This window comes from Faecalimonas sp. (assembly GCA_029264305.1).
In the GTDB taxonomy this organism is placed as follows: Bacteria; Bacillota; Clostridia; order Lachnospirales; family Lachnospiraceae; genus Faecalimonas.
The window spans coordinates 1-26,876 of sequence record JARICA010000009.1 but is presented as its reverse complement, the minus strand read 5'-3'; the positions used below and the strand labels follow the sequence as shown (position 1 = coordinate 26,876).

The 26,876-nt window shown below is 33.6% G+C and carries 28 protein-coding genes and 1 pseudogene; 3 read left to right on the top strand and 26 right to left on the bottom strand.

What is annotated here, in order from left to right; translation table 11 throughout:
- Positions 1 to 67 precede the first annotated feature (67 nt).
- The 18 genes from fliB to ACY2U7_RS02155 form a co-directional block, all read right to left on the bottom strand.
- Entirely contained in the window at positions 68 to 1,222 is a 1,155-nt protein-coding gene (gene fliB / locus ACY2U7_RS02240; protein WP_461812384.1) for a flagellin lysine-N-methylase, read from the bottom strand.
- 9 nt (positions 1,223 to 1,231) lie between these two features.
- On the bottom strand, positions 1,232 to 3,958 hold the full coding sequence (locus ACY2U7_RS02235) for an AAA family ATPase (protein ID WP_461815778.1): 2,727 nt from the start codon (positions 3,956 to 3,958) through the stop codon (positions 1,232 to 1,234).
- Positions 3,959 to 3,961: 3 nt separating this feature from the next.
- On the bottom strand, positions 3,962 to 5,092 hold the full coding sequence (locus ACY2U7_RS02230; RefSeq protein ID WP_461812382.1) for an exonuclease SbcCD subunit D: 1,131 nt from the start codon (positions 5,090 to 5,092) through the stop codon (positions 3,962 to 3,964).
- Between the two features lie 14 nt (positions 5,093 to 5,106).
- Complete coding sequence (locus tag ACY2U7_RS02225) at positions 5,107 to 5,634, bottom strand: hypothetical protein (RefSeq protein ID WP_461812381.1); 528 nt, start codon at positions 5,632 to 5,634, stop codon at positions 5,107 to 5,109.
- A 22-nt stretch (positions 5,635 to 5,656) separates the two neighbouring features.
- A complete protein-coding gene (rsmH, locus tag ACY2U7_RS02220; protein ID WP_461812380.1) occupies positions 5,657 to 6,706 on the bottom strand; it encodes a 16S rRNA (cytosine(1402)-N(4))-methyltransferase RsmH in 1,050 nt (349 codons plus the stop codon).
- Positions 6,707 to 6,725: 19 nt separating this feature from the next.
- Positions 6,726 to 7,127, bottom strand: a complete 402-nt coding sequence (locus ACY2U7_RS02215; RefSeq protein ID WP_461815777.1) for a hypothetical protein — start codon at positions 7,125 to 7,127, stop codon at positions 6,726 to 6,728.
- Positions 7,099 to 7,389 carry a hypothetical protein gene (locus ACY2U7_RS02210; RefSeq protein WP_461812377.1) on the bottom strand — a complete coding sequence of 97 codons (291 nt, stop codon included), beginning with the start codon at positions 7,387 to 7,389 and terminating at the stop codon, positions 7,099 to 7,101. Before ACY2U7_RS02210 ends, ACY2U7_RS02215 begins: the two co-directional genes overlap by 29 nt.
- 256 nt (positions 7,390 to 7,645) lie before the next feature.
- Positions 7,646 to 7,885: a hypothetical protein gene (locus ACY2U7_RS02205; RefSeq protein ID WP_461815776.1), complete on the bottom strand. Its 240-nt coding sequence runs from the start codon at positions 7,883 to 7,885 to the stop codon at positions 7,646 to 7,648.
- 136 nt (positions 7,886 to 8,021) lie between these two features.
- The gene (locus tag ACY2U7_RS02200; RefSeq protein WP_461815775.1) at positions 8,022 to 8,420 is read right to left on the bottom strand and encodes a hypothetical protein; all 399 of its coding nucleotides are present in this window, start codon (positions 8,418 to 8,420) and stop codon (positions 8,022 to 8,024) included.
- An 83-nt stretch (positions 8,421 to 8,503) separates the two neighbouring features.
- Positions 8,504 to 8,971 (bottom strand): hypothetical protein, encoded by a 468-nt coding sequence (locus ACY2U7_RS02195; protein ID WP_461815774.1) that lies wholly within the window; start codon positions 8,969 to 8,971, stop codon positions 8,504 to 8,506.
- A 40-nt stretch (positions 8,972 to 9,011) separates the two neighbouring features.
- Complete coding sequence (locus ACY2U7_RS02190) at positions 9,012 to 9,494, bottom strand: hypothetical protein (RefSeq protein WP_461815773.1); 483 nt, start codon at positions 9,492 to 9,494, stop codon at positions 9,012 to 9,014.
- Between the two features lie 113 nt (positions 9,495 to 9,607).
- A complete protein-coding gene (gene rlmD, locus ACY2U7_RS02185; protein ID WP_461815772.1) occupies positions 9,608 to 10,972 on the bottom strand; it encodes a 23S rRNA (uracil(1939)-C(5))-methyltransferase RlmD in 1,365 nt (454 codons plus the stop codon).
- 20 nt (positions 10,973 to 10,992) lie between these two features.
- Complete coding sequence (locus ACY2U7_RS02180; protein WP_461815771.1) at positions 10,993 to 11,559, bottom strand: CDP-alcohol phosphatidyltransferase family protein; 567 nt, start codon at positions 11,557 to 11,559, stop codon at positions 10,993 to 10,995.
- A 55-nt stretch (positions 11,560 to 11,614) separates the two neighbouring features.
- On the bottom strand, positions 11,615 to 11,857 hold the full coding sequence (locus tag ACY2U7_RS02175) for a DUF4366 domain-containing protein (RefSeq protein WP_461812175.1): 243 nt from the start codon (positions 11,855 to 11,857) through the stop codon (positions 11,615 to 11,617).
- Positions 11,858 to 12,007: 150 nt separating this feature from the next.
- Complete coding sequence (pcrA, locus tag ACY2U7_RS02170; protein ID WP_461815770.1) at positions 12,008 to 14,233, bottom strand: DNA helicase PcrA; 2,226 nt, start codon at positions 14,231 to 14,233, stop codon at positions 12,008 to 12,010.
- A 77-nt stretch (positions 14,234 to 14,310) separates the two neighbouring features.
- A complete protein-coding gene (locus ACY2U7_RS02165) occupies positions 14,311 to 14,832 on the bottom strand; it encodes a cysteine hydrolase family protein (protein ID WP_461812177.1) in 522 nt (173 codons plus the stop codon).
- An 8-nt stretch (positions 14,833 to 14,840) separates the two neighbouring features.
- Positions 14,841 to 15,161 carry a hypothetical protein gene (locus ACY2U7_RS02160; protein ID WP_461812178.1) on the bottom strand — a complete coding sequence of 107 codons (321 nt, stop codon included), beginning with the start codon at positions 15,159 to 15,161 and terminating at the stop codon, positions 14,841 to 14,843.
- Positions 15,158 to 16,087, bottom strand: coding sequence for a PH domain-containing protein (locus tag ACY2U7_RS02155; RefSeq protein WP_461815769.1), 930 nt, complete (start codon positions 16,085 to 16,087; stop codon positions 15,158 to 15,160). Before ACY2U7_RS02155 ends, ACY2U7_RS02160 begins: the two co-directional genes overlap by 4 nt.
- A 122-nt stretch (positions 16,088 to 16,209) precedes the next feature.
- On the opposite strand from ACY2U7_RS02155, the gene ACY2U7_RS02150 reads away from it, so the two are divergent.
- The 3 genes from ACY2U7_RS02150 to ACY2U7_RS02140 all read left to right on the top strand — a co-directional run bounded on the left by ACY2U7_RS02150 (position 16,210) and on the right by ACY2U7_RS02140 (position 17,958).
- On the top strand, positions 16,210 to 16,815 hold the full coding sequence (locus ACY2U7_RS02150) for a DUF1836 domain-containing protein (RefSeq protein ID WP_461812180.1): 606 nt from the start codon (positions 16,210 to 16,212) through the stop codon (positions 16,813 to 16,815).
- Between the two features lie 60 nt (positions 16,816 to 16,875).
- Positions 16,876 to 17,601: a phosphatase gene (locus tag ACY2U7_RS02145; RefSeq protein WP_461812181.1), complete on the top strand. Its 726-nt coding sequence runs from the start codon at positions 16,876 to 16,878 to the stop codon at positions 17,599 to 17,601.
- Between the two features lie 69 nt (positions 17,602 to 17,670).
- Positions 17,671 to 17,958 (top strand): YerC/YecD family TrpR-related protein, encoded by a 288-nt coding sequence (locus ACY2U7_RS02140; RefSeq protein ID WP_459639488.1) that lies wholly within the window; start codon positions 17,671 to 17,673, stop codon positions 17,956 to 17,958.
- A 64-nt stretch (positions 17,959 to 18,022) separates the two neighbouring features.
- Here ACY2U7_RS02140 and ACY2U7_RS02135 read toward each other — a convergent pair whose 3' ends face one another.
- From ACY2U7_RS02135 to ACY2U7_RS02100, 8 genes and pseudogenes are all read right to left on the bottom strand, one after another.
- A complete protein-coding gene (locus ACY2U7_RS02135) occupies positions 18,023 to 18,577 on the bottom strand; it encodes an ABC transporter substrate-binding protein (protein WP_461815768.1) in 555 nt (184 codons plus the stop codon).
- Positions 18,567 to 20,516: a recombinase family protein gene (locus ACY2U7_RS02130; RefSeq protein ID WP_461815767.1), complete on the bottom strand. Its 1,950-nt coding sequence runs from the start codon at positions 20,514 to 20,516 to the stop codon at positions 18,567 to 18,569. The genes ACY2U7_RS02135 and ACY2U7_RS02130 overlap by 11 nt, the downstream gene beginning before the upstream one ends.
- A 160-nt stretch (positions 20,517 to 20,676) precedes the next feature.
- Positions 20,677 to 20,874 carry a hypothetical protein gene (locus tag ACY2U7_RS02125; RefSeq protein WP_039930522.1) on the bottom strand — a complete coding sequence of 66 codons (198 nt, stop codon included), beginning with the start codon at positions 20,872 to 20,874 and terminating at the stop codon, positions 20,677 to 20,679.
- Positions 20,875 to 20,913: 39 nt separating this feature from the next.
- Positions 20,914 to 21,756 carry an ATP-binding protein gene (locus ACY2U7_RS02120; RefSeq protein ID WP_461815766.1) on the bottom strand — a complete coding sequence of 281 codons (843 nt, stop codon included), beginning with the start codon at positions 21,754 to 21,756 and terminating at the stop codon, positions 20,914 to 20,916.
- Positions 21,753 to 22,280 carry a replication initiator protein A gene (locus tag ACY2U7_RS02115; protein ID WP_461815765.1) on the bottom strand — a complete coding sequence of 176 codons (528 nt, stop codon included), beginning with the start codon at positions 22,278 to 22,280 and terminating at the stop codon, positions 21,753 to 21,755. Before ACY2U7_RS02115 ends, ACY2U7_RS02120 begins: the two co-directional genes overlap by 4 nt.
- Positions 22,281 to 22,913: 633 nt before the next feature.
- Positions 22,914 to 26,069 carry a type I restriction endonuclease subunit R gene (locus ACY2U7_RS02110; protein WP_461815764.1) on the bottom strand — a complete coding sequence of 1,052 codons (3,156 nt, stop codon included), beginning with the start codon at positions 26,067 to 26,069 and terminating at the stop codon, positions 22,914 to 22,916.
- Between the two features lie 21 nt (positions 26,070 to 26,090).
- The gene (locus tag ACY2U7_RS02105) at positions 26,091 to 26,684 is read right to left on the bottom strand and encodes a restriction endonuclease subunit S (RefSeq protein WP_461815763.1); all 594 of its coding nucleotides are present in this window, start codon (positions 26,682 to 26,684) and stop codon (positions 26,091 to 26,093) included.
- 2 nt (positions 26,685 to 26,686) lie between these two features.
- A pseudogene (locus ACY2U7_RS02100) lies at positions 26,687 to 26,876 on the bottom strand (restriction endonuclease subunit S); the annotation flags it as partial.

The window sequence follows — 26,876 nt, the reverse complement described above, 5'->3', positions numbered from 1 at the left end:
AATTTATCTCCTCTCTATCCATCTCGTCCATATTGCAAAATATTATAACATATTCTTAAAAAAATTCCTATTCCATTTCATTGATCACCACGAGTAAGTTTCTTAACCCAAAACAGTCTTTCTCTCCTACCAATTCTTCCAAACAGTTCAAATTAATATCCGAGTGTTCAAGTTCTCTTGAATATTTATGAGCAATATCCACAAATTCTAAAAATGATAATTTAAATCTATTTTGTTTCCATACTGCCATAGCTAATTCTTCAATCAAAAGTGTACTGACAAGGGCGAATTGCATTTTCGCATAAATTTTACCATCATAAACCGAACCACAAAAATATGTAAACACAAAGTATATCATCAATTGTTCTGACCATACTTCTTTTTCCAAAACTTCTTGCAAAAAACGTTTTCTGTTTTTCGTATATTCTTCTTCACTTTGTTCAAAAAGTATTTTTTGTAATTCTTGCACATAGGATGGCCATGTCGAATCTAACACTTCAAATTTTTCGAATACACCAAATATTTCTTGCATAGCATGTTTTCTATTTTCATCACAAGAACTACATTGTTGCACTTTCTTTTCAAATTTCTCTAAAGTCTGTACATCTGTATATCTTTGCAACACATCATCCACTTGAAAAAGTTGTTGTTTTTGCACTTTTATTTCCATATCATGTGCTAACGCTAATACCATTGATAAACGAAGTTTTATCGGCATTTTTCTGTTTTGCAAAATCTGAAAGATTGCTTCTCTTGTATCTATTAATTTTCCATATAATAAGAAGTCAAATGTTTCATCCTCTCGTTCAGGAACATTTTTTTCTATAGAAACAAACTTTACAGGTTCTTTACATCCCAAAATTAATTTCCCCGCCTCTATACAGGACAATGATAAAGAAATCTCTCTTTCCCCTTGAAATTCTTCTATATGTCTTGGGTACAAACGACAAGTTTTACAAAACATGTTTTCTCCAGCTTCTGTATAAATATCGCATAGATTTTCTTCATTCAAAAAAGCACATCTTCCATTATACTGTAAAAAGGTTTCTTCTTCCCAATCTATCGAATTATAAAGGCGATTTCCAAAAGCCCCTTCCATGTTTTTATATTTTTTCAACGTTTTTTTATCAATTACAATTTTCCAACCAGCGCAACAAGTATCTGGACAATCTGACGCAGTACATTGAAACTTGCAATAATAATGTGGTGCTGTATATCTCATTTTCCCTCACTATCCAATCACACGTACACTACTTCCATGCGATTTTTCTTTTTTCACAATAATTTGTTTTTCTATTCTTTCTTTTAATTCGGAAACATGGGAAATAATCCCAACCAACCTATTTCCATCAGCCAAACGATATAATGCTTTCATTGCCTGTTCCAAAGCCTCTTCATCAAGCGAACCAAATCCTTCATCTATAAACATGGTATCTAGTTGAATTCCTCCTGCTAAAGATTGTATTTCATCTGAAAGGCCTAATGCCAGTGATAAAGATGCTTGAAAAGCCTCTCCTCCAGAAAGCGTTTTTACATTTCTTATAGAACCATTATAATGATCAATCACATCTAACTCTAACCCCGTCTGGCTTCTTTGATCTTTTGTCTCTTCTCTTCTTTTAAGTTCATATTGTCCTCCAGACATAACCATAAAGCGTGTATTTGCACGAGCAATAATCCGATTAAAATAAGAAATTTGTATATATGTTTCCAACATAATTTTATCTTTTCCCAATACATTTCCATTTGCTGTATCAGATAAAGACTTTACAACAATCTGTTTTTTTTCTATTTCTTTTAATACACCCCATTGCTTCTCTACAGCTAATTTTATTTGTCCATTAGAATTATACGCAGAAACGATATTCTCTCTTTCTTTTGATAACTTTGCTTTCTTTTCTTGAAATTCCTTTTGTTCTGCCAGCAATTTAGGCAAAGAATATTCCATTTCATGTTCCAACTGACTTTTTAACGTATTTATTTTGGCTTTTTCTTCTTTTATTTTTCCAGAAATTTCTTCAATTTCCTGTTTTGCCTTTTCGTATGCATCTTTCATTTTTTTTCTTTTTTTCTGTTTTTCCTCAATATCTCTTACAATTTCTGCTTTAGAAGAAAACAAAAGACTTTCTTTCCATTTTATTAATTGCTGCTGCATACTTTCGCATTCTGTTCTATACTGAACTTGAAGTTTTTCCCACTCTTTTTCTTTTTGCTCTTCCTCTTTTTCCATTTTTTCTACTTGGGGCAATTGTTGTTCAAACTTGTTCTTTTCTGCTAACTGTCCCTCTAAAAGCACAAGTTCATTTTTCATTTTCTCATCAGCTTTTGCCAATTCATTGATCCATTTTTCTAATTCTATATAAACAGATTCCACTTGTTTTCCAAAAATCTGTTCTACTCTCTCCTCAATATTTTTTTTCGCAGTATCCATCTCACCTTTTGTTTTTCCAGCTTCTACACTAAGTTTTGTTGCCTTCTCCATAAGAACTGCACTCTGCTTTTTCGCTTCTCTTAACTCTTCTTCCGTACAAACTTTCTTCGTAATTTTTGCTGGATTCAAATGATGAATCGCTCCACATACAAGACATGGTTCTCCTTCTTTTAACTGTTGTGCCAAAAGTCCTGCCTGAGAATCCAAAAAATTTCTTTCCATCCTGTCATATTCTTGTTGCTTTTTCTGTCCTTTCTCTATAGCCGTTTGATATTGTTTATGTAATTCTAAAAGCCTATTCTCAAGTTTTTTGTATTCCACAAGCATCTTCTTTAATAAACGAGCTTGATTTTTCTTCTCTTCTAACAGTTCTCTTTCATTGTCCAATTTTACTTTTTCTGCACCCACAGATGAAAGTTGTTCCAGTCTTTCTTTCATTAAAACTATATTTCGATTATATTTTCCTTTTCTTTCTTCTGATTTGGCTAATTCATTTTCAATAGATTGTAAACGTTTCTCCAAAGATCCGCAATCTGTTTTTACTCTATCTACTTCATCATATAAAGGTAATTTTTCTTCACTTAAAATAATATCTGCACCTAGCTTCTCTATCTCTACTTCTTTTTGTTTTTCTTCTAAAAAACGCCTTTTTGCCAATACCAACTCTTCTTCCTGCTTACGCAGAGTTTCTTCTAAGTTTTGTAAATCTTTTCGATTCTTTTCCTCTGTTTCTGCTTTTCCTATATATCGATTTAAATTTTCCAATTTCTTTTCCATATCGTCTATTTCTTTTGTCATAGAGTTTATTTTCTCTTTATCCCTCACTAATAAGCAAGATAGCTTGTTCAAGAGAACCTCTACTGTTCCCTGCTCTTCCATTTCCCCTTGAACTCCATCTAAATATTGACGTATACTCCTAGAAATATCCTGATATTCTTTATCTAATGCATTCTTTTCTAATTTAAGTTTATCCTGTAAAATCTGATATTTTTTTGTATCAAAAATTTCTCGAAATATTTTACTTCTTTCTTCCGTCTTTGCAAAAAGTAATTTCAAAAAATCACCTTGTGCAATCATGGCAATCTGCGTAAACTGATTTCGATCAAGACCAATTAATTCCGTAACCTTTTTCGTTACTTCTTTTGTTTTCGTCACAATTTTTCCATCTGGAAAAGTAAGTATCGCATCTGCTTTTTCAGGTGTTGTACCACCACCTTTTTTAAATGGTCTCCTATATTCTGGATTCCTTCTAATCACATACTTTTGCTGTCGATATAAAAAATGCATTTCAACAAAAGTTGGCGTTCCGGCCTCAGCATACTGACTTCTAAGCATATTCGGATCTCGATTGTTTCCACTTGCCTCGCCATACAACGCAAATGTTATAGCATCAAAAATTGTTGTTTTTCCAGCTCCAGTATCACCTGTAATTAAATATAATCCTTTTTCTCCTAAAAGCGTAAAATCAATATGGATTTCATCGGCATATGGTCCAAATGCAGATATTTTCAATTGTAATGGTTTCATATGCTATTCCTCCCAAATTTTTTCAATCAAACGTTGTAAAAAATCATTCTGCTCTGCAGACATTTCTTGATTATTTTGTAATAGGTAAAGTTCCCCAAATAATTCAGATGGCGTCTTCTTTTCTACTTGGTTACTTTCTCCCACACACTGCTTATTTCTTGTCCTTATATTATCATAATCCATTTTCATAATATTAGGATAAATCACTCGAAGCCGGTTCACTGCATCTAATATATCTTCTTCATCTGTAAGTGTAATATGCAAATAATCATCTGTTTTACTCTCTCGATAAAATTCTAGTGCTGTAACTTCATCATACGTTCCTTTAATTTCTCGCATATCATGTTTAGGAACCACAGAAATTTCCCGAATATTTATCTGCCCTTTTTCTTTCATCTCCACAATAGTAATCGTTTTTTTCTGTTTACTCTCAGAAAAAGAATACTTTAATAATGTTCCACAATAACGTACTTCTTCTCTTCCCACGCTCTGTTTTCCATGCAGATGTCCAAGAGCCACATAATCAAATGGAGTAAAAACAGATGCATCCACATTGTCCATTCCACCTACTGAGATTTCTTCCGAATCACATCGGAATGCCCCTGTCACAAACTGGTGTGCTAAAATTACATTTCTCTTTTTTTCATCAATGTTCATTTGTTCAACAACTGCCTGTACAGCATCCTGATAAGTTTCTATAGGAATTTCTGGTAAAACCTGTTTTACATATGCAGGCTTAATAAATGGAAGTAAATATATATTTACTTCCCCATACGCATCATATAAAGTAATTGGACTTGGAATTTCTCGAAAAACAGGTGACACATATATTCCTGCACTCTTTAGTAATTTTCCTCCAAAAGCTAGTCGTTCTGGAGAATCATGATTTCCACTTATAATAAATACAGGAACATTTTCCCTTGCAAGTCCATTTAAAAACGTATCAAACACTTGCACAGCCTCTGCAGAAGGAATTGGTTTGTCATAGATATCACCAGCAAGAAAAACACCATCTGGTTTCTCTTCTTTGACAACCTCAATAACTTGCTGCAAAATATATCTTTGTTCTTCTATCATGGAAAATTCGTTAACTCTTTTTCCAATATGTAAATCTGACAAGTGAATAAATTTCATATATTCCTCCTACATCATTTCCATGTTACTCTGATTTTACAATCTTCGCTTAACTCACAATTTTCGAAAGTGAGAAAAATCCCCGCCTTTTTTAAACAAACAGATACTTTCTCAAAAATATCATATAAAAGATTATTCCACTTCATCGTTTCCTTATAAATTTTATAATATTCCTTATTTTTCAATCTCTCCAACGGCAAAAAAGTCTTTGTAATATCTCCTGTATAAACCTTTCCACAACCTAAAAACTCAAATTCATTGCAATTTTTATGTTCTTTACCATCTTCAAGATACGTTGGTATACCTTCCAATTTCTTTTCATTTTCCTGTATAATCTTAAACAGCTGATATATCTGCTCTTTCGTAAGCTTAAACATCTCTAGCGTATCAATTTCTTCAAACAATTTATATGTACAATATCTTAAGTTTCCATTCCCATATATTTCTATGGAAAATCCACCTTCATCTCCCTCTACTCCATAACTTGGACTTATGTGATAAGCAAATATTTTATGTTCTTTTCTCAACTCTTCAAATTCCATATAACCCTCTTCATATACACTTTTAAGCTTTAATCGCCCATCTCATTTTTGTTGACCTTGCACGGCTATTATAATTGCACTCCTCTATGGAAGGACGAATCACATCATTTGCAACATCGCTGTAAACACCTGCTCTTTTCAACTCTTTAAAAGCACGTTTTACAATTCGATCCTCTCCCGAATGAAATGTTAAAATAGCTACTCTTCCACCCTCATTCAATACATTAGGAAGTTTTTCCATAAATTCATATAACACTTCAAATTCACTATTCACATCGATACGTAAAGCTTGAAATGTTCTTTGACAAGACTTCTTCACCGCCTCTTTTCGTTCTTTCAACGGAATAAATTCTAATGCTTCTTCAATACTCTGCTGTAATTTTGTCGTTGTATCAATCGATTCACCTCGTCTTAATTTTGCAATTACTTTCTCTGCAATTTCATGTGCATAAGGCTCATCTGCATTTTCTACCAACATACCTTCCAATTCTTCTTGCGTCACTTCTTTTAGTCGTTCTGCTGCTGACGTTCCCTTTTTCTGATTTAAACGTAAATCTAATGGTCCTTCTTTTTTGTATGTAAATCCTCTTTCTGGATTATCAATCTGCATTGAAGAAACTCCTAAATCTGCTAAAACAAAATCGAATTTGCCAACTTCTTCGCATACTTTATCTATATCTCTAAAATTAATGTTTTTAATCGTCAAAATATCTTCGCCATATCCTAAATTCTGTAATCTTTCTTTTGTCTTAGCCGATTCTACTGTATCAACATCCAAAGCATATATATGCCCTTCTCCATTTAAACATTTAAGCATTTCCTTTGTATGTCCACCATAACCAAGTGTGGCATCTAAACCTTTCTGGCCTGGCTGAATCTGTAAAAACTCTAAAATTTCTTTCACACAAATAGAAATATGCATTCCTACAGGAGTACTTCCTTTACGAATCACTTTCTCTATCGTTTCTGGATATTTTTCTGGCTGCAACTCTTTATATCTTTCTTTATAATTTCTTGGATGTGTCCCCTTATATCTCACACGTCTTTTATGTTGTTTTTCCTGTTCTTTCATTATTTACCTCGTACTATTTTTAATTTTTTTCATCAATAAAAAACATATAAAAATGTTCCTCTTTTTTCTTATATAAAACACCATATTTTTCACAAATTTTCTTTACTTCTTCCTCAGAATAATCTCTCTCTTCTTTGGTGTCAAATTTTCGACTAACAGCATGATTTTTTTCACCTTCTGCCACCATTTCACAAAGACAATCTATCGCTCCTAATCGATAAGAATATTCATCAATCGGTCTACTTTCTCTTTCGCTTACTTCTTCATATTCATCTTGATCAAGAGATACGGGAATTCCTGACACTCCTCGTACGTTTACTCCTCCGTACCAAGTACTATCTATCTCAAAAACATCTCCGATCTGATATTCCATAGAAAACTCATCGTTTTTCTTAATTATTCGAATTTTTTTCTTGCTCATCTTGCTTCCTTCCCTCTGAAATACCATTCAGCCATTCTATTGCCTGACATATTCCTTCTGTATTAAATTCAAAATATTGTACTATTTTATCTTCTTTTGGAGTTACTTGCCAACAATATGGTGTAAACCAATATGCTGCCGCAAGTTTTGTTTCCTCCTCTACTTCTTCTTTATACAATCGGTAACGCATTTCCCCATCGCTTCCACAAAATGCTTCTTTTTTTAGTAGTTGTATACTAATCATGCCTTTTAAATCTATCATGATTTCACTTCCTTATCCTATATCATTCTTTTTATGTTATAGTTACAACCATATTTAAATTATACTATAGGATTAAAGTTTAGACAACGGGGACAAATCATCTAGAATAATTAATAGATTTTTTTATAAATGATAGATAATAAGGAAATGATTATAGAAACATATTTTAATAAAAACAATACCTTTAACTATATTATGCACAATCTAAAACAAGGTGCCATTGATAGCACCTTGCTTATTATTTTTTTGATTATTACTAATTTTTGAATAGCACTAAAATGAGTAAGATCAGATAAATAAATTTTATTAAAATAGATAAAAAAGTTGAGACTTTTTTAGTTTCTTTCCATACACGATAATCAGAAAATATTATAATTGGTAAAAGCGCTATGCACAGAATATTAATCGGAAGTATCTTATAAAACAAAAGCAATCCAATAACTATAAAAATCACAACATCACTGGCTATAAGTAAACTCTGTTTTTTATTTTTCATATCGCACACCTTCCTTTTTAACAAAAACTGCGCATTTATTTTTTCGATAATATTGCGCTGAATTATTTTATTTTCATTAAATTTAGTACATTATATATTATAAACAGAGAACAGTCAATGGATGATGAATAAATTTTCAGAAATTATACATATTTACCATTTTTATAATAGCAAACCAAACAACCACCGATAATATAGTAGCAATATTAATCAACGTATTACTCACTACCCTATTTTTACGATAATAAACTATGCTAATAAGCACACATACAATACTTATTAAAATAAAAATACAGTTTATTATACATAAATTATATATGTTATTTTTTAATGAGAAATATGTTTCCATATTACTAATCCCCACCCATAAAATAGATAAAGTACAAACTATATTAGCAATATAGGCAATAAAGGATATTCGTTTAAAATTCTTATACATCCAAATCATTGCTGAAAAAAGCAATACGAAAATAGGTGATGCAAAGATAAAAGTAAATAACCATACTAATCCTGTAGAAGAACTAATCGCATCCATTTATTTTCCCCCTTTCACCACTCAACCTTTTAAAATATCTTTAACAAGTCCAGCAATGTCCTCTCTTTCTGCTTTCAAATCTCTTAGTAATCCTTTTCGTCTATCATATCCCGTAAATATTTGCGATACAATATTCCTTTTTTCTCATATAGAAAATAGTCATAATCATCTGGTTCTAAAATATCTCTATCATGATATACTGTTAATTTCCCTACTTCATTCACAATATCCTTATCATTTATAACTGAAATTTTCACAAAATTCCATGTTAAATATAAAAAAATACTACCACTAAAAAAAATTAAGATAACATAATAAAATATACGAAACAGAAAAGTTTGTTTTGAAATAAATCGTTTCCCTAAAACTATTGTTCCAATGATTATTACTATTTGCCACAAAAAAATCAAGGTACGTCCAAAATCCACACTAAACCATGAGCGTAACTCAAGATTAGCCGGCACATGGTAAATTTCCCATATATAAAAACAAGATCCACCTAGTAAAATCATTAGAAAACAACTTGTTATTATGAATATACGTTTTTTCATTTTTCCCCTTTTCATAAAAAGTACAAACTCCACATCGGAACTATTTTTTATCCAAAGTATCTTCTACAATCTCAATGGCACGATTGACAAAACTGATTTTTCTTTTGCTAACAAGTTTTCCATTGTCCGAAATAGATACATAGGCTATACCTAACTGGTCCTCCTTTGTTGGAGTTGGTTTTTCCATTAATGTCGTCCATTCTATATCAACATCTTCTTTTGTAATATTGGTATCAAGTTTAAGTTCATATTGTAATGGTTTAAAAAATTCAGAATTAGATTTTGAATGAACCAAAATCACATTATCCTTATTTTGATACACTTCCACAGTATAATTTACAATATCTTCTTCTTTTTCGGCATATTCTTTATTTGGAGAAACTGTTTCTTCACATATTAATTCCATATCTGGAGTTATTATTAAATCATCCTTGTTTTCAGTATTTTTTGCTGAACAACTAGTCAGCCCAAATACTAATAAAAACATAAAACAAGCGGAAATCATTATATTTTTTATTCTCATTGCAAACACCTCAATCTTTAATTTCAAACACAGTTTGAAATTATGGCAATATTCCAAATTTTATATTTCTTGAACGCTCCTCGCATGGACTCCATAATCTACTTTCACTTCACTTATGCTCGTGACAAGAGTGCTACCGTCTCCACATGTGCAGTATTTGCAAACTGATCTACTGCCACACATTTCTCCACTCTATATCCTCTTTCCTGTATCATCTCCAAATCTCTAGCAAGACTTGTCACTTTACAAGAAATATACACAATTTTATCTACTTCGTAATCTAAAATCTTAGGCAATGCTTTTGGATGAATACCATCTCTTGGTGGATCTAGCACAATCACGTCTGGCTTTTCTTCAATCTCATCCAACACCTTAAACACATCGCCAGCTATAAATTTACAATTAGAAAGTCCATTGTGTTTAGCATTTTCTTTTGCTGCCTCAACTGCTTCTTCAACAATCTCCACACCAATCACTTCTTTTGCCACAGGAGCAAGTATTTGCCCAATTGTTCCAGTTCCACTAAACAAATCATATACTGTCATATCATCAATATTTCCAATATATTCTCTCACTGTACCGTATAAAATTTCTGCACCAACAGAGTTAGGTTGAAAAAAAGAAAACGGTGTAATTTTGAATTCCATGCCCAACAGTTCTTCATAAAAATAATCTTGTCCATATAAAAGAATTGTCTTATCACTTTGTACTACATCAGACAATGAGTCATTTAAAATATGAAGAATCCCCACAATCTTACCTTCCAACTGAAGATCAAGTAATCTTGCAACTAATGGTTGCATATCATGCTCTTCTTGGGTGGTTGTAACCAAATTAATAAGAATTTCTCCCGTTTTATCTCCACGTCTTAATAACAAATGACGAAGATATCCTATATGTTGCATTTTTTTATAATATCCCACATTCTTTTCCTGAAAATAAGTTAAAACGCAGTCCAAAATCTTAGTCATATCTTCGTGAACTAATTTGCAATCACTTGCTGTTAATACATCATATGTACTTCCTTTTTTATGTAAGCCAAGAGATAATGGTCCGTCTTTATATTCATCTCCAAAAGAAAATTCCATTTTATTTCGATATGCAAACTGCTTCGGACTTTTCTTTACTCCTTCAAATTTATATTCATTTTTTACTACAGCATCTAAAATTTCTTTGACCTGATTATTTTTCATTTTTATTTGCTCGTCATAAGACATCGTCTGATACATACAGCCTCCACATTGTGGAAAAATACTACATACCGGTTCATTTGTCTCCAATGGAGATTTTTCCAATACTTCTAAAAGTCTTCCCTCAGCCTTTCCTTTTCGAATTTTGTTTACACAAAACTTTACTTTCTGTCCAGGGATACCATTTTTTACAATCACCTTTCTTTCCTCAGATTCCACAGGTACAATTCCTTTATTCAAAAATTCTACCTTTTCGATAATCCCTTCATACACTTGTCCTTTTTTCATTTAGTCAAACCTCTCCGCTTCTATTCTTTTAATAATTTTCTATATTCCGGAATATAAAGAATCAATGATACTGTTAACAAAATACCACTGACTAAAATCATTCCGTTAGCAATATTCATATTTATATCTGGTATTAATATCAACGCAAACATAATGACATACAATACCGCTGTTGATACTTTTCCAAACCATTTTGCACCATTTAGCATTTTTCCCTTGCGAATTAGAATACATCCCATTATTCCCATAAACCCTTCTTTTACAATAAGAAGACAGGCAACAACTCCAAACCATTCAAACCGAACAGATAATGCACAAACAATAGCTATCTGTGTTAACTTATCTGCAATTGGATCTATTGCTTTTCCAAGTTGTGTAACCATATTAAATTTTCTTGCTACAAATCCATCTAAAAAATCTGTAATACCTGAAATCCCAATAATAAGCGCCGCTATTCTATAATCTGCAATTGACTCTGCTGTCAAATATCTCCATAAAATAATAGGAATTAATATCATTCTAAAATATCCCATCAAATTTGGAATTGAAAAAATCTGTTTCTTTAAAGGTACATTTCCTAAAACCATAACCTCTTCCTCCAAATAGATTAGGCAGGACCCTGTCCTGCCTAGTTGTTGCTAATTAAATTTCATCTTCTTCTCCGAAAAATTCATCTTCAAAGTCATCTTCAAAATCTTCTTCAAAATCCTCTAAATAATCCGGTGTAAAGAAACGATATACCGCATATGCAATTCCTGCAACAGCTGCAATCGCACCAACAATTGCAAGTACCCAAAGTACTGTATTTTTTGTCTTATCCTCATCCTTTTTGTGTAATAATTCATTTACTTTTGATGCTGCAATAATGTCTTCAAATTTACTCATAGCCACACGCCCTTTCTATATTGATTTTTCATATACAAGTATTATTTTCTTCATTATATCACTTGTACCAATAGATTTCTACCACTAAATTGGGATTTTCAACCTATGCTTCTGCCTATATATTATATGAAGGCACTGTTGTTTTATCCTCTAAATTTTCTGAAGTTTTGCGAAGGTTGCAAACATTTTTTTCACGCCTACAGTATCAAACTGTACAGTCACTTCATAATCTCTTCCACCTGCTGTAATTGCGGTCACAAGACCTTCTCCAAATTTCATATGTTTAACTCTATCTCCAACATCATATCCCGGACCTTCGCCTGTTCCCATTCCAAATTGTTTTATTGGTTTTGCTGTTGCAAAGGCTTTCGTTCGGAATGTTTCTTTCGCTTGCGCATAAGCTGTCTGCTTTGGTACTTCCATTGTGTTTTTTTCCACAATAGCCCCTGTATCTAACACATCCAATGGAAGTTCTTTTAAAAATCTAGATAATTTATTATATTGAGTTTGTCCATGTACCATACGTCTTCTTGCACTCGTCATTGTCAAATGTTTTTGTGCTCTTGTAATTCCCACATAACAAAGACGTCTTTCCTCCTCAATTTCCATTGGATCATCTGCTGTAATTGTCATATAACTTGGGAACAATCCATCTTCCATTCCTACTAAATATACATTTGGAAATTCTAGTCCTTTTGCACTATGTAATGTCATCAAAACTACATAATCACTGTTCTCATCTAACGTATCTATATCTGCCACTAACGCTACTTCTTCCAAAAATCCACTTAAAGTAGGTCTTTCTTCTTCACACGCTTCTTCATATGCAACAATTTTATTTTTTAACTCTTCAATATTTTCAATTCTTGATTGTGCCTCAATTTCATTCTCTGCCTCTAAGGATTCTATATATCCTGTCACTTCTATAATTTCTTCCATCAATTGAGAAAGCGAAATTTTCTCTGATTGTGCTTTAAAATGTTCTATCAACGCTACAAAAGACTCTATCTTTTGAATACTTCTTCCTATGTTATCAATCAAGTTCGCAGAACAAAGTGCATCGTAAAAACTAATACCTCTTTCAATCGCATTTTCCTGTACTTTATTCACTGTAGCAAGCCCAATACTTCTTTTTGGTACATTTATAATTCTTCTGATTGCCAAATCATCTTTACCATTATCAATTGTTTTTAAATATGAGAGCAAATCTTTTATTTCTCGTCTAGCATAGAAGTTTACACCACCGATAATCTTATATGGAATATTTGCTGCGACAAACTTCTCTTCAAACATTCTAGATTGAGCATTAGTTCTGTATAAAATCGCATTATCACTGTATGTATATCCTTTATCTGTACATCTCTTCCGAATATCATTGACAATATAATCCACTTCGTCAAATGCCGTGTCAAACTGTCTAAATCCAATTTTTTCTCCTTCTTCATTATCCGTCCATAATGTTTTATCTTTTCTTCCTGTATTATGACGAATCACTGCATTTGCTGCATTTAAAATATTGCCAGTAGAACGATAATTCTGTTCCAGTTTGATCACTTTTGCATGATCAAATACTTTCTCAAAATTTAATATGTTTTGTATATTTGCTCCTCTGAATTTATAAATGGACTGATCATCATCACCCACAACACATAGATTTTTATATTTTTCCGCCAAAATACGTATTAATTGAAACTGTACTGTGTTTGTATCCTGATATTCATCAACCATGATATAACGAAATCTTTCCTGATAATAGTCCAAAACATCTGCTTGCGTTTGAAAAAGTTGCACAGTTTTCAAAAGCAAATCATCAAAATCTAACGCATTGTTTGCTCGCAATTGTCTTTCATATTCGCGATATACTTTTGCTATTTTTTCTTTATTATAATCACCAGCCACATTTAACTCATATTCTTCCGGTGTAATTAATTCATTTTTTGCAGAAGAAATTTCACTGATCAACATTCTTTCTTTATATATTTTGGTATCAATTTGAAGCAATTTACAAACATCTTTCATCAATGTTTTTTGGTCATCTGTATCATAAATCGTAAAATTTGTATCATATCCTAACCGATCAATATGACGTCTTAAAATTCTTACGCACATAGAATGGAATGTACTTACCCAAATACTTTCTGAGCCGAATTCCACAATCTTATCTACACGTTCCCTCATTTCTCCCGCCGCTTTATTTGTAAACGTAATTGCAAGAATATTCCACGGATTCACTCCTTTTTCTTCAATTAAATATGCTATTCGGTGCGTTAAAACTCTTGTTTTTCCAGAACCTGCACCTGCCAAAATCAAAAGCGGTCCTTCTGTATGAAGTACTGCCTCTTTTTGCTCTGCATTTAATGTATCATAAATACTCATCTGTAACTTCCTTCTATTATTTTATTTTCATTATAGTAACTTATTTAGTATAACATTTAGCTTCTTCCTTTTCAACGCTATTGACCCACGACTTCGATTTGACACATTTTCATCGTTTCTAACGCTTGTTGGTGACTTTGCGGTGTCACTCCCGCACAACAAGAAGCATCAACAATTATAGCAGTTTCGGGAAAATATGTTTTTAATAATATAGCATTTGAAATAACACAAATATCTGTACATAAACCAACTAATGTTATGCTATCCAACTTTTCTTCTTGTGCATACTTTTGTAAAACAACAATCAACTCTCTACTCCCAAAAGTTCCTTTATCAATTGGTGCCTCTAAAAGTAGTTCCTGTATTTCCCTATTAATTTTCCATCCTTCTGTATTTCTTATACAATGCTTTATTGGTAATTTTCTTCCTTCTTGCGTTTCTAAATAATTTTCTTCATGAGTATCTCGAGTAGCCCATATCTTCCCATCGAATGTTTTTATTCTTTCTATTACTTTTGGCACGATTTTCACAGCCTCTTCTGTTCCTAATGTTCCATCAATAAAATCATTTTGCATATCTACTACAACTAATATGTTCATTTTCTTTCTCACTTTCTTCTATATTTTTCTTCAATTTTCATATAAACAATCATCACCCCAATGACTTCAAACATAATTCCGACTATGCTCAATAAAATTAGAGGTGAATTTTCTTCAGCGTATAACAACGGTAATCCTAACAAAATAAAAATCGTTCCAAAACAAAAAAACAATTTTCCTGTTGCTCGATTGTACTTTTTCACATCCTTTATCGGAACAGTTTTCGTGTTCGCCCAAAATCCTACTGGTTTTTCTGAAAAATAATCAAAAATTCCTATCACTATAAAACCTAAACCAGTACATACCCAAATTATAAATGCTATTTTCATTTTTCACACCTTCTTATTAATTCTTTTTTAAATTCTTTTAAATGTACAGGCGAAATCAATGTAAATTTATTTCTTTTCTCAATAGTATAATCTATCTCTATCCTGTTTAACGAACATGCTGGAGCTGAAAGAGGATTGTGAGTTTCTTTTATATTTGTTATATTTGAATAGGGAATTCTTTCTCTTCCAATCCATCCTACCTTAATCAAAAGATGTTCCGAATAAAAAATATACTGTATTCTTATAACATGAAGAATAACAAGCAGCAGAAATACATTCACCCCAACCATAACTAAATCTACTCTTTTTGCTACAAACAACTCATGTAATACTCCCCAGCCTTCCAGCCCAATGCATGAAACAAAAAGCAACGCTAACCACCAATCCACTGCTGTCCGATAAGAAACACCTTTCTCATTTCTTTCTTCCTGACAAAACTTCTTTTTTTCTTTTAAATTACTTTTAGTATATCTCCTCTCTTTTCTCCTATAAATAACAATAGGAACACATATTGCAATCAAAGTTATTGGTAAAAAGAAAATCCCTAAATTTCTTTCTAAAATAGAGTTAACAATAATATATGAGAGTATACAAATTACAATAAGAGAGATCCATGTGAAAATAGGATATATCGTATATAAACTTTCCGCCTCTAGTTCACTTGCATATTTAGATGCTCCACTTGTTTTTAAATAATACGCAACAATAGAAAATATACCTATTGATAGCCATAAAACAAAAAATAATAAAATCAATTCTTCCTTCCCACCAAATCTGTCTACTTTTCCTGAAATCCCATAATGTACCGGGATTTTATCTGGAATTTGTTTCCAAAATATTATAGCAACACTAGTAACTACTATTCCTATAAGAAGATCAATTTTTTGTATAATTTTACACATATGCATGATCTTTTTCTCTTTCATAGATACCACCTCCCAATTGATTTGCCCTCATTATACTCCTCTCTTATTCTTTTTCAATAGTTATTTTTTCTCCTTGTCATCTAGTTTTGATTACTATATAATAAATGTATCGAGGTGATAAAATGACAATTGATAAAAATGACTTTTTAAACAGTATTCTTTCGAGCCTTTCTCGAATTGATTACATAAAATTGGAGGATATTCCAAACATTCAACTATATATGGATCAAGTAACTACATTCATGGAGACACAACTTTCTTCATCTAAACGTTATGAAAATGATAAAATTCTTACTAAAACAATGATTAATAACTATGCAAAGAATAATCTTCTTCCTCCACCCAACAAAAAAAAATACTCAAAAGAGCATATGCTTGTGCTTATTTTTATTTACTATTTCAAGAATATTCTTTCCATCAAGGATATTGAAACACTATTAAACCCAATTACAGAAAATTATTTTCAAACCGATTCTGATTTTAATTTAACTACTATTTATGAAAAAATTTGCAAATTAGAAAAAGAACGTATTGATTTGCTACAAGAAGATATCAAAAACATTTACACAACTTCTACAGAAACTTTTGAAGAAAGTGACACAGAGCATAAAGACTTTCTACAACTTTTTTCTTTCATTTGTACACTTAGTTTTGATGTCTATGTGAAAAAACAATTAATTGAAAAGTTAATCGATTTACTTCCTGAACCTGACAAAAAGAAAAAATAATATACACTTTTATACTTTAGTATATTAGCGTTTAAAACATACCAGCGAAGGAGATTAAAAATGAATTTATGTATTGATACACATTCTCATACAATAGCAAGCGGTCATGCCTATAGTACCATACGAGAAATGGCTAAATCTGCTTCAGAAAAAGGACTTATTGCTCTAGCCATTACAGAGCATGCTCCAACAATGCCAGAAAGCTGTGGAAACTTTTATTTTTCCAATTTAAAAGTTGTTCCACGAATGATGTATGGAACAAACCTACTTTTAGGAGTTGAATTAAACATATTAGATGAAGAAGGAAATATTGATCTACCTCCTTCTTTATTACAAAGTGTAGATATTGCTATCGCAAGCATTCACACTCCGTGTTTTCAAAAAAATAATGGTATTGAAGAAAACACAAACGCATATATTCATGCTATGCAAAATCCATATATAGATATTATTGGGCATCCTGATGATTCGCGCTTCCCAATAGATTACGAAAAACTTGTATACACGGCTAAAGCAACTGGAACTCTCTTAGAAATAAATAACTCTTCTCTTTCCCCAAATAGTTTTAGAGAAGGTGCAAAAGAAAATATAAAAACTATGCTATCTCTCTGCAAAAAATATCATGTTCCTATCACTACCGGAAGTGATGCTCATGTAGATATTGATGTGGGTAATTTTACCTATATTGAACAATTATTAGAAAATTGTGATTTTCCTAAAGAACTTGTCGCAACAACAGATTTGCATAAATTAAGAAAATTTATGAAACGTAATAAAAAAATGTAGACTTCATAAATTTACTGTGCTAAAATAGAAAAGTAGTTTAGAAAATAAAGTTATAGGAGATTTAGAAATATGAGTAAAAAAATCAGAACAGAATCTGTTGATTATCTGTTTGATGCTATTCTAAGCCTAAAAGATAGAGAGGAATGCTATACATTTTTTGAAGATGTTTGCACGATTAACGAACTACTTTCACTTTCCCAACGCCTTGAAGTAGCAAAGATGCTTAGAGAGCAAAGAACATATTTAGAAATCGCAGAAAAAACAGGAGCGTCTACTGCAACCATCAGTCGTGTAAATCGTTCGCTTAATTATGGAAATGATGGTTATGATATGGTATTTGAAAGATTGCATAAGTAATTTAAAAATATAAGAAAGTCAAATGTCTTTTTAGACAAATGACTTTCTTATATTTTTTGCACAATTACTCTATTGTTTTTTTAGAAAATTCAGTAGTCACTAACTCTTTATATGGAACTCTTTTTCCCAACTCACCGGCACTTTCCAAAATGTCCTGTAATAGTTTGAAACTTTCTTTTTCAAAGATCAAATTTTCTTTCCATGTTTCTTGATTAGCATATCGTTTTACAATTGTTGTAATTGTTTCTACATTCGCATCTTTAAATTGTGGTTTTATCACTTTTGCAATTTCTTCTGGCGTATGTGATTTCACATAATCCATACCTTTCTGCAAAGCATTCGTAAATTTCTGTAAAACCTTTTTGTTTTCTTTTATATAACTTTTTTTTGCACAAAAAGCAGTATATGGAACATATCCACTATCTTTTCCAAGCGATGCAACAACATAACCTTTTTGTTCTGATTCAAGAAGTGTTGCACTAGGCTCAAATTCGATAGTAAAATCAGCTTTTCCCTCCGCAAAGGCTGGCGCTGTGGAACCGAAATCAATGTTTTGATTTATTTTAACATCTTTTTGTGGTTCTATCCCGTTTTTTTTCAAAATGTACTCAAATACCATTTCTGGCATTCCACCTGTCATCACCATTACAATGTAAACAAATGTCCGATAATTGTTCAGAAGTCATTTGAGCCGGTAAATCCGGTAGATATTGATGCATCAATACCGTAATCTCTTTTTTTGTTTTCATAATATTGTAAGGTTTCAGCGGATTATCCGTATCTTCCAAAATTCCCAATTCTTTCATCAAATTGATATAAGGTAAGATACTTTGTTTCGTTTTCTTAAATCCCAATGCTGTGATATGTTCTGACAAGTATTTTGCAGATGTATATCCACGTTCATCTTCTATAATCAGCTTCATTACAAGAGCGATTACAGTATTTTCCCGGCGATTCATCTCATCAGCAGGACTGTAATTGATTAAATCAGACAAACCATATTTTAAAGTGATTTCCGGCATTCCCTCTTTATCTACGTCAATTCTCTCAATCAACAATTCAATATCTCTTCGGTCAAGAGTTCCACCTGCAATGATTTTATCAACTACATCCAATGCATTTCTCAATTTGTCCTTTACATCCGGTGTTTCTATAGTAGTTTCGTTCAGTTCTTTTTCCTGTATCTCCAAACCATGAATCTGCGCCAGTAGATCCTTTTGCATAGAATCATAGGTTTCATGGATCAAATCCTCATTTTCAGATGCTATGGATAAATCTTTTATTTTTTGTGTTAAAAGTACCTTTAGTTGATTTTTTCGGTTTTGAATTTCTTCCTGAATGTCCTGTCGTCTTTCTGCCAGCGTTTTCTTTTCTGCCTCAAAGTCCCTCATATCATATGTGGAAATTACTTCACAAAGTGCTTCTCTGCACAGTTTAATATAATTCAGCACATCTTCCATCAAATCATTTTCCTCAATCAGATGCGCTTTCTCGCAATACCGCCTGCCTTTCGTATTATAGGTAGTACAAATATAATATTTTCTTTCTCTGCTGGATGTTTGACGCTTAATCGGTGTCAAACGACTTCCACAATCTTTACAAAACAAACAGCTTCCAAAAGGATTGGGAATTTCTGAACCGATCCATTCCCCCCTGCTTCCACGATAATTTGTGCGATTACGCTTTTCTTTTAATTCCTGCACAAGAGAAAAAGTGGATTTATCAATAATTGCCGGATGATGATCTTCAAAAATACACTGTTCTTCTTTTGGAACACGTTTATCCTTTCCATGTACTGTATTTCTGGCACGTTTTCTCAAACGAAAAGTTCCAATGTAAAAATCATTATCTAATAATTCCTTCACCATGCTGTCAGACCAAATGGTTGCAACTTTCTTTTTGCTTATGCGACCTTCTTCAATTTCTCGTTCTCGCTGTACCATAGAAGGCGTTGGGATACCCTGGTCAGTCAAATAATTTGCTATTTTGCGATAACCTGATCCTGAGATATAAAGATCGTAAACCATTTTGATAAATTCTGCCTCTTTGGGAACGATTTTGATGATACTTTTGTCTTTCGTATCCCGACAATATCCGAAAGGCGGTTTTGTCATAAGAGTGCCTTCTTTTTGTCTGGCTCCAATCGCTCTTTTGATTTTCTTACTGGTATCTTTTACATAACGCTCATTGAACCATGTTTTAATTCCAATGGTGTCATCGCTGGAATCGAAAGAATCGTAATTATCATCAATGACAATGAGATGTTTTCCCCGTTCCTGAAATTCATCCAAAAGCAAAAGAACCTTCGCATTATGTCTGCCAAGACGCGAGAAATCTTTCACATATACGGTATCAATATCTTTATCCAAATCAGCCATCATCTGTTGAAATCCCGGTCTGTCAAAAATATAACCTGATACTCCGTCATCTTCATACCATCGGTCAATAACCATTCCATGGTCAGATGCATACTGATTGATAATTAACTTCTGATTTTCTATAGAAACATAATTTCGCTTATCGTCATCTCTTGAAAGACGCACATATCCAGCATTCATGTCCTCATCCTTTCTGAAATATTATTTATAGAATAATGTAATATAATTATATATTGAAAAATCTTTTTCGTAAACGGATTCTCATATAATTTTACAATGAATTATATTACTGTGAACAGTAATATAATAAGGGCGAGAGAATGTCTCCCGCCCTTAGAAATTACTGATTGATTTCTTTTATATGGTTTCGAATCAACGCTTTTATTCCATTATGTATATTTTTATCCGGCTGCCCATCCGCAAACGTGACAACCCGAAAACCTATTTTCCTATATTTCTCCTTATCTGCCTCAAAGTCTTCTGAAGATGTATAATCTGTTCGCCACAAGTAATATGTAGGTTTCTGCAGAGCTATCACACTCTTTCTATTTCTGATGTCTATACTAAGATATAAACATCAGATTGTTTTTGTGCCTGTCTGCTCTATAATATTTTCAGTCTGACTTGATTCGGCAGTAGCAAAAAAGGTTTTCATTTTCCCCATTTTTTCATGGGCAATATCACTCCGATAGCTAGAACCGCCAACATATAACGGAACACACATTTCTAAAATACGATCATAAATTCGTTTCTTTTCTATGTTCGTTTCTTCTTTTAATTGTTTTATCGGAAGATTGGTAGTTACGATCAAAGGTCTGCCGGAGCGATATCTTCGGTCAATTACGCTGAATACAATTCCAAGAGCATACTCAGAATTTCGTTCTGTGCCAAGATCATCCAAAATTAAAAGTTCATATCGCGCCAGAGCATTGATATATTCTGTTTTATCCTCTAATGGAAACATATCATCAATAATTGTATTAAAATTTGTCATCTTCACAGTAATTTCCCGATTCAAAAGTGCGTTGGCAATGCAACCGGCTATGTAACTCTTTCCTGTTCCTATTGGTCCCCACAAAAGAAAACCAATATGATTTTTCTTCATATCATTCCAGTTTGCTGTGTATTCTTTGGCCTTCTCGATGGCGGTAGTCTTTTCCGCCAGTTCAAAATTCCAATCATACATTCGTGGTTCTTCAAAACAGATTTTTCTATTTCTTTCCACTAATTCTCGGTGTTCTCTTTCTTTATATGCCTTTTCTTCTACTTCACGTTTTTGACGGATACATGCACATTGTCTAAAATGTTTTTTCATACCAAGAATACTGTCTGGAGGGAAATATGCCTCTACAGGTTCTCCACAAATCTTGCAATATGCTAATCCATCTGCACCTAAATATGTGTTTTCCTGCTTTATCATAGACTATTGCCCTCCTCATATTCGTAATTTACTCCAATCTTATTACTAAAATTATATTTTTCTTTTACTTTACTAGGTGGCACATTTCCGACCATAGAAGAGGCTGTTTTCCGACTGAATGAAGGACAGCTTTTCATCCCAATGGAAGTTGTATTTTGGTCTGTCTGCTTTACATTTGGTTCAGAAATCAACTCTATACAGGGGATTCGCATATATAAATGATTTGGTTTTGAAAATCCTCCGGAACTGCGAATCAACAATCCATACTCATCTAATTCCTTCATGGCAGCTTTTACAGAAGTACAACATTTTCCCCATTTCAAAGAAATTTCTGTAATCGGAAAGACGAAATATACATATCCGTCTTCATTGAGCCAATGGTTTTTCTGTGAAATTCTGGCTCTGTCATATAACAGCATATAAAGTAATTTTGCATTTTGAGAGAGTGGTAGCTCTAACAAAAATTTAGGGAACTGATAATAGGGAAGTATCTTTTCCGTTTCCATCATATATTCAAATTTCATATTTTCTTTTACCTTTCTGAAAAATTAAGGAGACGGATGCCGGCTTTCCCAAAGAGATTTTTATGCTTTATTAAAATTCTCTTTTTATATCTCCCTATATAACGAAAGGAAAAAAGCTCATTTTACAGGGTGCGGAGAGAAAAAATTTTTAGATGAGCAAGATCCACCCATGTTTAACGTTATCGCGTTTCCGCCTCCGTTCATCTTATGGGTTTTCTCTTGATGGGGAGTGGCAATTCCCCATACCCTTGCTTATATAATTGGCTTACAAAAGAATTTGTTCGCATCACCATGTGTATTTTTAAATAGAAAAAGACATCCAGTTACTTACTGAATGCCTCAAAATAGAATTATGTTAATTATGATATTTTGCTGCATACACCTACGGTGTAGCTAATAAAAAAGTGGGTGTGGGGGAGGCAACAGTTCCCCAGCAAGATAAAACTCCGAAATATTACGTATATGGCAGAATGGCGATATGGTAATACCGGGGTGGATCTTGCTCTTGCTTACCTACATATTCTCTTAACATAAGAAAAAATACTTCCTTGCAAACTATCTCAACAAAATCCCATAAAAATAACCTCGGCTCACTAATAAGACGAAGTTATTTTATAGGATTTATTCTTTCATTTATTCTTTCATTTTTCCATACGAAACAGATTCTTCGGCTACCATCTGATAGGTTGGCTCGATTTCATAAATAACTGACTGCTCTTGTTCCTCAGCTTTCAATTCAGCAATTCCAAGACCAAAGTATTTTTCAAAGAATGCTTTCAGTTTTTCAATAACGCCCTGTTTCTTTTTTGCTCTGCCACCACCACCGAAGCGTGATACCGGAGGCATAAATTTATCAATCTCTATCCCTGTCGTTTTCAGCACTCCATCACGGAAAGCGTTGGCAACAAATTTTCTCGTTTCTTCCGGTTTGAGTTTCTCTGCTGTAATGATTTCAGTCAGGTCTTTTTCTTCCTGCTCCAGAACGAAATGCCGCCAGTCTGTAATAACTTTTGTATCTACATTGACTCGACTAATAAAGGCTTCAATCAGTTCTTTTTTGCTGCGGAGCTGCATACTTGCGTCAACCGCTTTTCGGATAGAAGAAAGGATTTCTTTATCCTCACAGTTGCCCTCATGGTATTTTTCAACCAACATCAATATGTAGTCGATATTGATTTCCACCTGTTTAATCAGCTCGATTTCAAATTCAATATCGTCCGTAATATCCTCTTTTTCGCTGTCCTCTTTTCTGCGATACTTGTCATAGAGATCAAGATAGACACTCTGATAATTTTGCAAATCTCTTACAGCAATCTTGTCCATTTCAGCAAACTGGTCAAAGGAGGTCAGAATATTTCTCATACTAAGAATACTTCCAAATAGTCTGATAAAATCTTTTTCCGCCTGCTCTCCGACACTCTGAGTGCCAAGAGGATATTCTTTTTCTAATTTTTCCAATAAGTCAACATACCCTGCATGATATTTTCCGTTGTTATCCTCATAGCCATTCCAGTAATCATTAAAACTTTTCAGAAGCACAATACCGCTTGCATTCTTATCTCCAAAGAGAGCAATCGCATCATCAGTGGCTTTTTGCAAATCACGGAAGCAGACAATGTTGCCGTAGGTCTTAACCGAGTTCAGAATACGGTTTGTTCTGGAATATGCCTGTATCAGACCGTGCATTTTCAAATTCTTGTCTACCCATAAGGTATTAAGTGTTGTAGCATCAAAACCTGTCAGGAACATATTCACGACAATCAGCAAATCTACCTCACAATTCTTCACTCGCATGGACAAATCCTTGTAGTAATTTTGAAACTTGTCTGAAGAAGTATCGTAATTGGTATTAAATGTTTTATTATAATCCCCAATCGCACTTTCCAGAAAATCACGGGAAGTCTGGTCGAGAGCATCTGTGTCAAAGCCTTCCTCTTGCAGAACATCTTCTGGATCATCTTCATTTGCAGAATAACTGAAAATCGTGGCAATTGTAAACTGACGATGACTTTCTGCAATCTGCTTTTGAAATTCCTTATAATATTTCATTGCCATTGGAATAGAGCTGACAGCAAACATGGCATTGAATCCTGCCATCCGTTTGCCTTTCAACGAATAGAAACTGTTCCGCTTCGTTTTCTGGTCAAAATGTTCCAAGATATACTGAACGATTTCCCGAATACGCTCCGGTGAACTCATTGCTTTTTCAATATCAATGGCAGATACATTTTTATCTTTAATATTCTCTTTTTCCTTAATGGTGTTCACATAGTCAATACGGAACGGAAGAACATTGCCGTCATTAATAGCGTCCACAATCGTATAGGTATGAAGCTGAACACCAAAGGTCTGCGGTGTGGTCAGCATTGCCATGTGCTTTCCTTTGTTTGCATTGGCAGCAAAAATCGGTGTGCCAGTAAAACCGAACAGATGATATTTCTGAAATGCCTTTACAATTTTGGCGTGCATATCTCCAAATTGACTGCGATGGCATTCGTCAAAAATTATCACACAATGCTTATTGAATACCTCATGCCCTTTATTCTTCGTCACGAAGTTATCTAATTTCTGGATGGTCGTGATGATGATTTTATACTGATGAAAACTACCTTTTTCATCTCTGTCTTCAAGTTGTCTTTGCAATATTTTTGTTGAAGCATTACTGTTAGCAGAGCCTTTTTCAAAACGGTCATATTCTTTCATGGTCTGATAATCAAGATCTTTTCTGTCTACCACAAATAAAACCTTATCCACATAGGGGAGAGCAGACGCAAGTTGTGCTGTCTTAAAAGAAGTCAACGTTTTACCACTTCCTGTGGTATGCCAGATATAACCTCCGGCGTCAATCGTTCCCATTTTCTTGTAATTGGTGGAAACTTCGATACGGTTTAGAATACGCTCCGTAGCCGCAATCTGATAAGGTCGCATAACCATCAGAATTTCTTCAGTGGTAAAAACACAATACTTGGTCAGCACATTCAGAATGGTGTGCTTGGCAAGGAATGTTTTTGTAAAATCAATCAGGTCTGCAATTACCTTATTGTTTCCGTCTGCCCAAAAGCTCGTAAACTCAAAGCTGTTGCTTGTTTTCTTCGACCTTTGTTTTGCAGATTCACCCATCTCTTTGATATGGCTGTTTCTTGTTGTATTGGAATAATACTTAGTATGCGTTCCATTGGAGATAATGAAAATCTGCACATACTCATACAATCCGCTTGCCGCCCAGAAGCTGTCCCTCTGATAGCGTTTAATCTGGTTAAAGGCTTCTCGAATAGCAATGCCACGGCGTTTCAGTTCCACATGGACAAGGGGTAGACCGTTGACAAGAATTGTTACATCGTAGCGTGTATCGTGCCTGCCCTCGGTTTCCTCGTATTGATTGATAACCTGTAAGCGGTTGTTGTGAATATTCTTTTTATCTATGAGCTGAATGTTCTTGGAAATTCCGTCGTCCCTACGCAATACCTTTACATGGTCAGTCTGAATCGTTCTGGTCTTTTCAACGATGCCCTCATTGGCATTGGCAAGGGTTTCTGTGAAAAAACGCTTCCACTCGCTGTCTGAAAAATTATAATCGTTCAGCAGTTCCAACTGCCGTCTGAGATTGGCAATCAGACCGTTTTCATCATGGATTGTAAGATAAGCATATCCCTGCGTAGTCAGCAGACGAATAAATTCTTTTTCAAGAGCCGCTTCACTCTGAAAGCTGTCAGATCGTGAGCTTTCCGGCGTATATTCAGCTACTACTGTACTTTCATTGCTTTCGGCAATGATGTTGTAGGTACTCATGCGGCTTCCTCCTTTGTTTTGTTACTGCTCTTTGAAAGTCAGCAGTTTATCTCGATAATATTCATATTGTTTTTGGCGTGCTTCGATTTCTGCCGGAAGTCCGGAAGAAATATCGTTGCACAGAGCATAAAACCGATCAAGTATTGATATAATTCTTTTTTGCTCTTGAATAGACGGAACAGATATTTTAGCTTTACTTATATTATCATTATAAAGCCTTGCAATCGTTCCACCTGTCGATACATTCCACGGCTGTAACTGATAACAGTAATATAAATAACGATTCAGTACAATGCTCTCATCATTATCTATCCAGACGATATTGGAATCCTGATAATAGGCGTCTTCACCGTCAAACACAACCGTTCTTCCGATTGTACCAGCCGCCGAAATGAGAATATCGCCTTTGTTCGGATAAGAGTATGCCGCTTTATATTCCTCGAATTTCTCCCTGGATATATAGGCATCTGGTTCTTTTCCAAATGTTCCAATCTTAAAAAATGGAACATCTCCAGTCTCACTTGTTTCGGCTTTCATTATGCGTTTGCACATAGAAACCTTTCCAATAAATCCAAGTTCAACAACAACAGCCCCAAAAACATATTGACAAAGCAAAATTAAGCCATTAAGCTCGTCTGTCTGTCTGTCTGTCTGTCTGTCTGTCTGTCTGTCTGTCTGTCTATCAAGATTGTCTTGCCAGTTGCAGCATAAGTCAATAGAGCGTCACGATAAAACTCATATTGCTTTTGCCTTGCCTCAATTTCAGCAGGCAGACCTATTTTAAGGTCAGAACAAATGGCTTCAAAA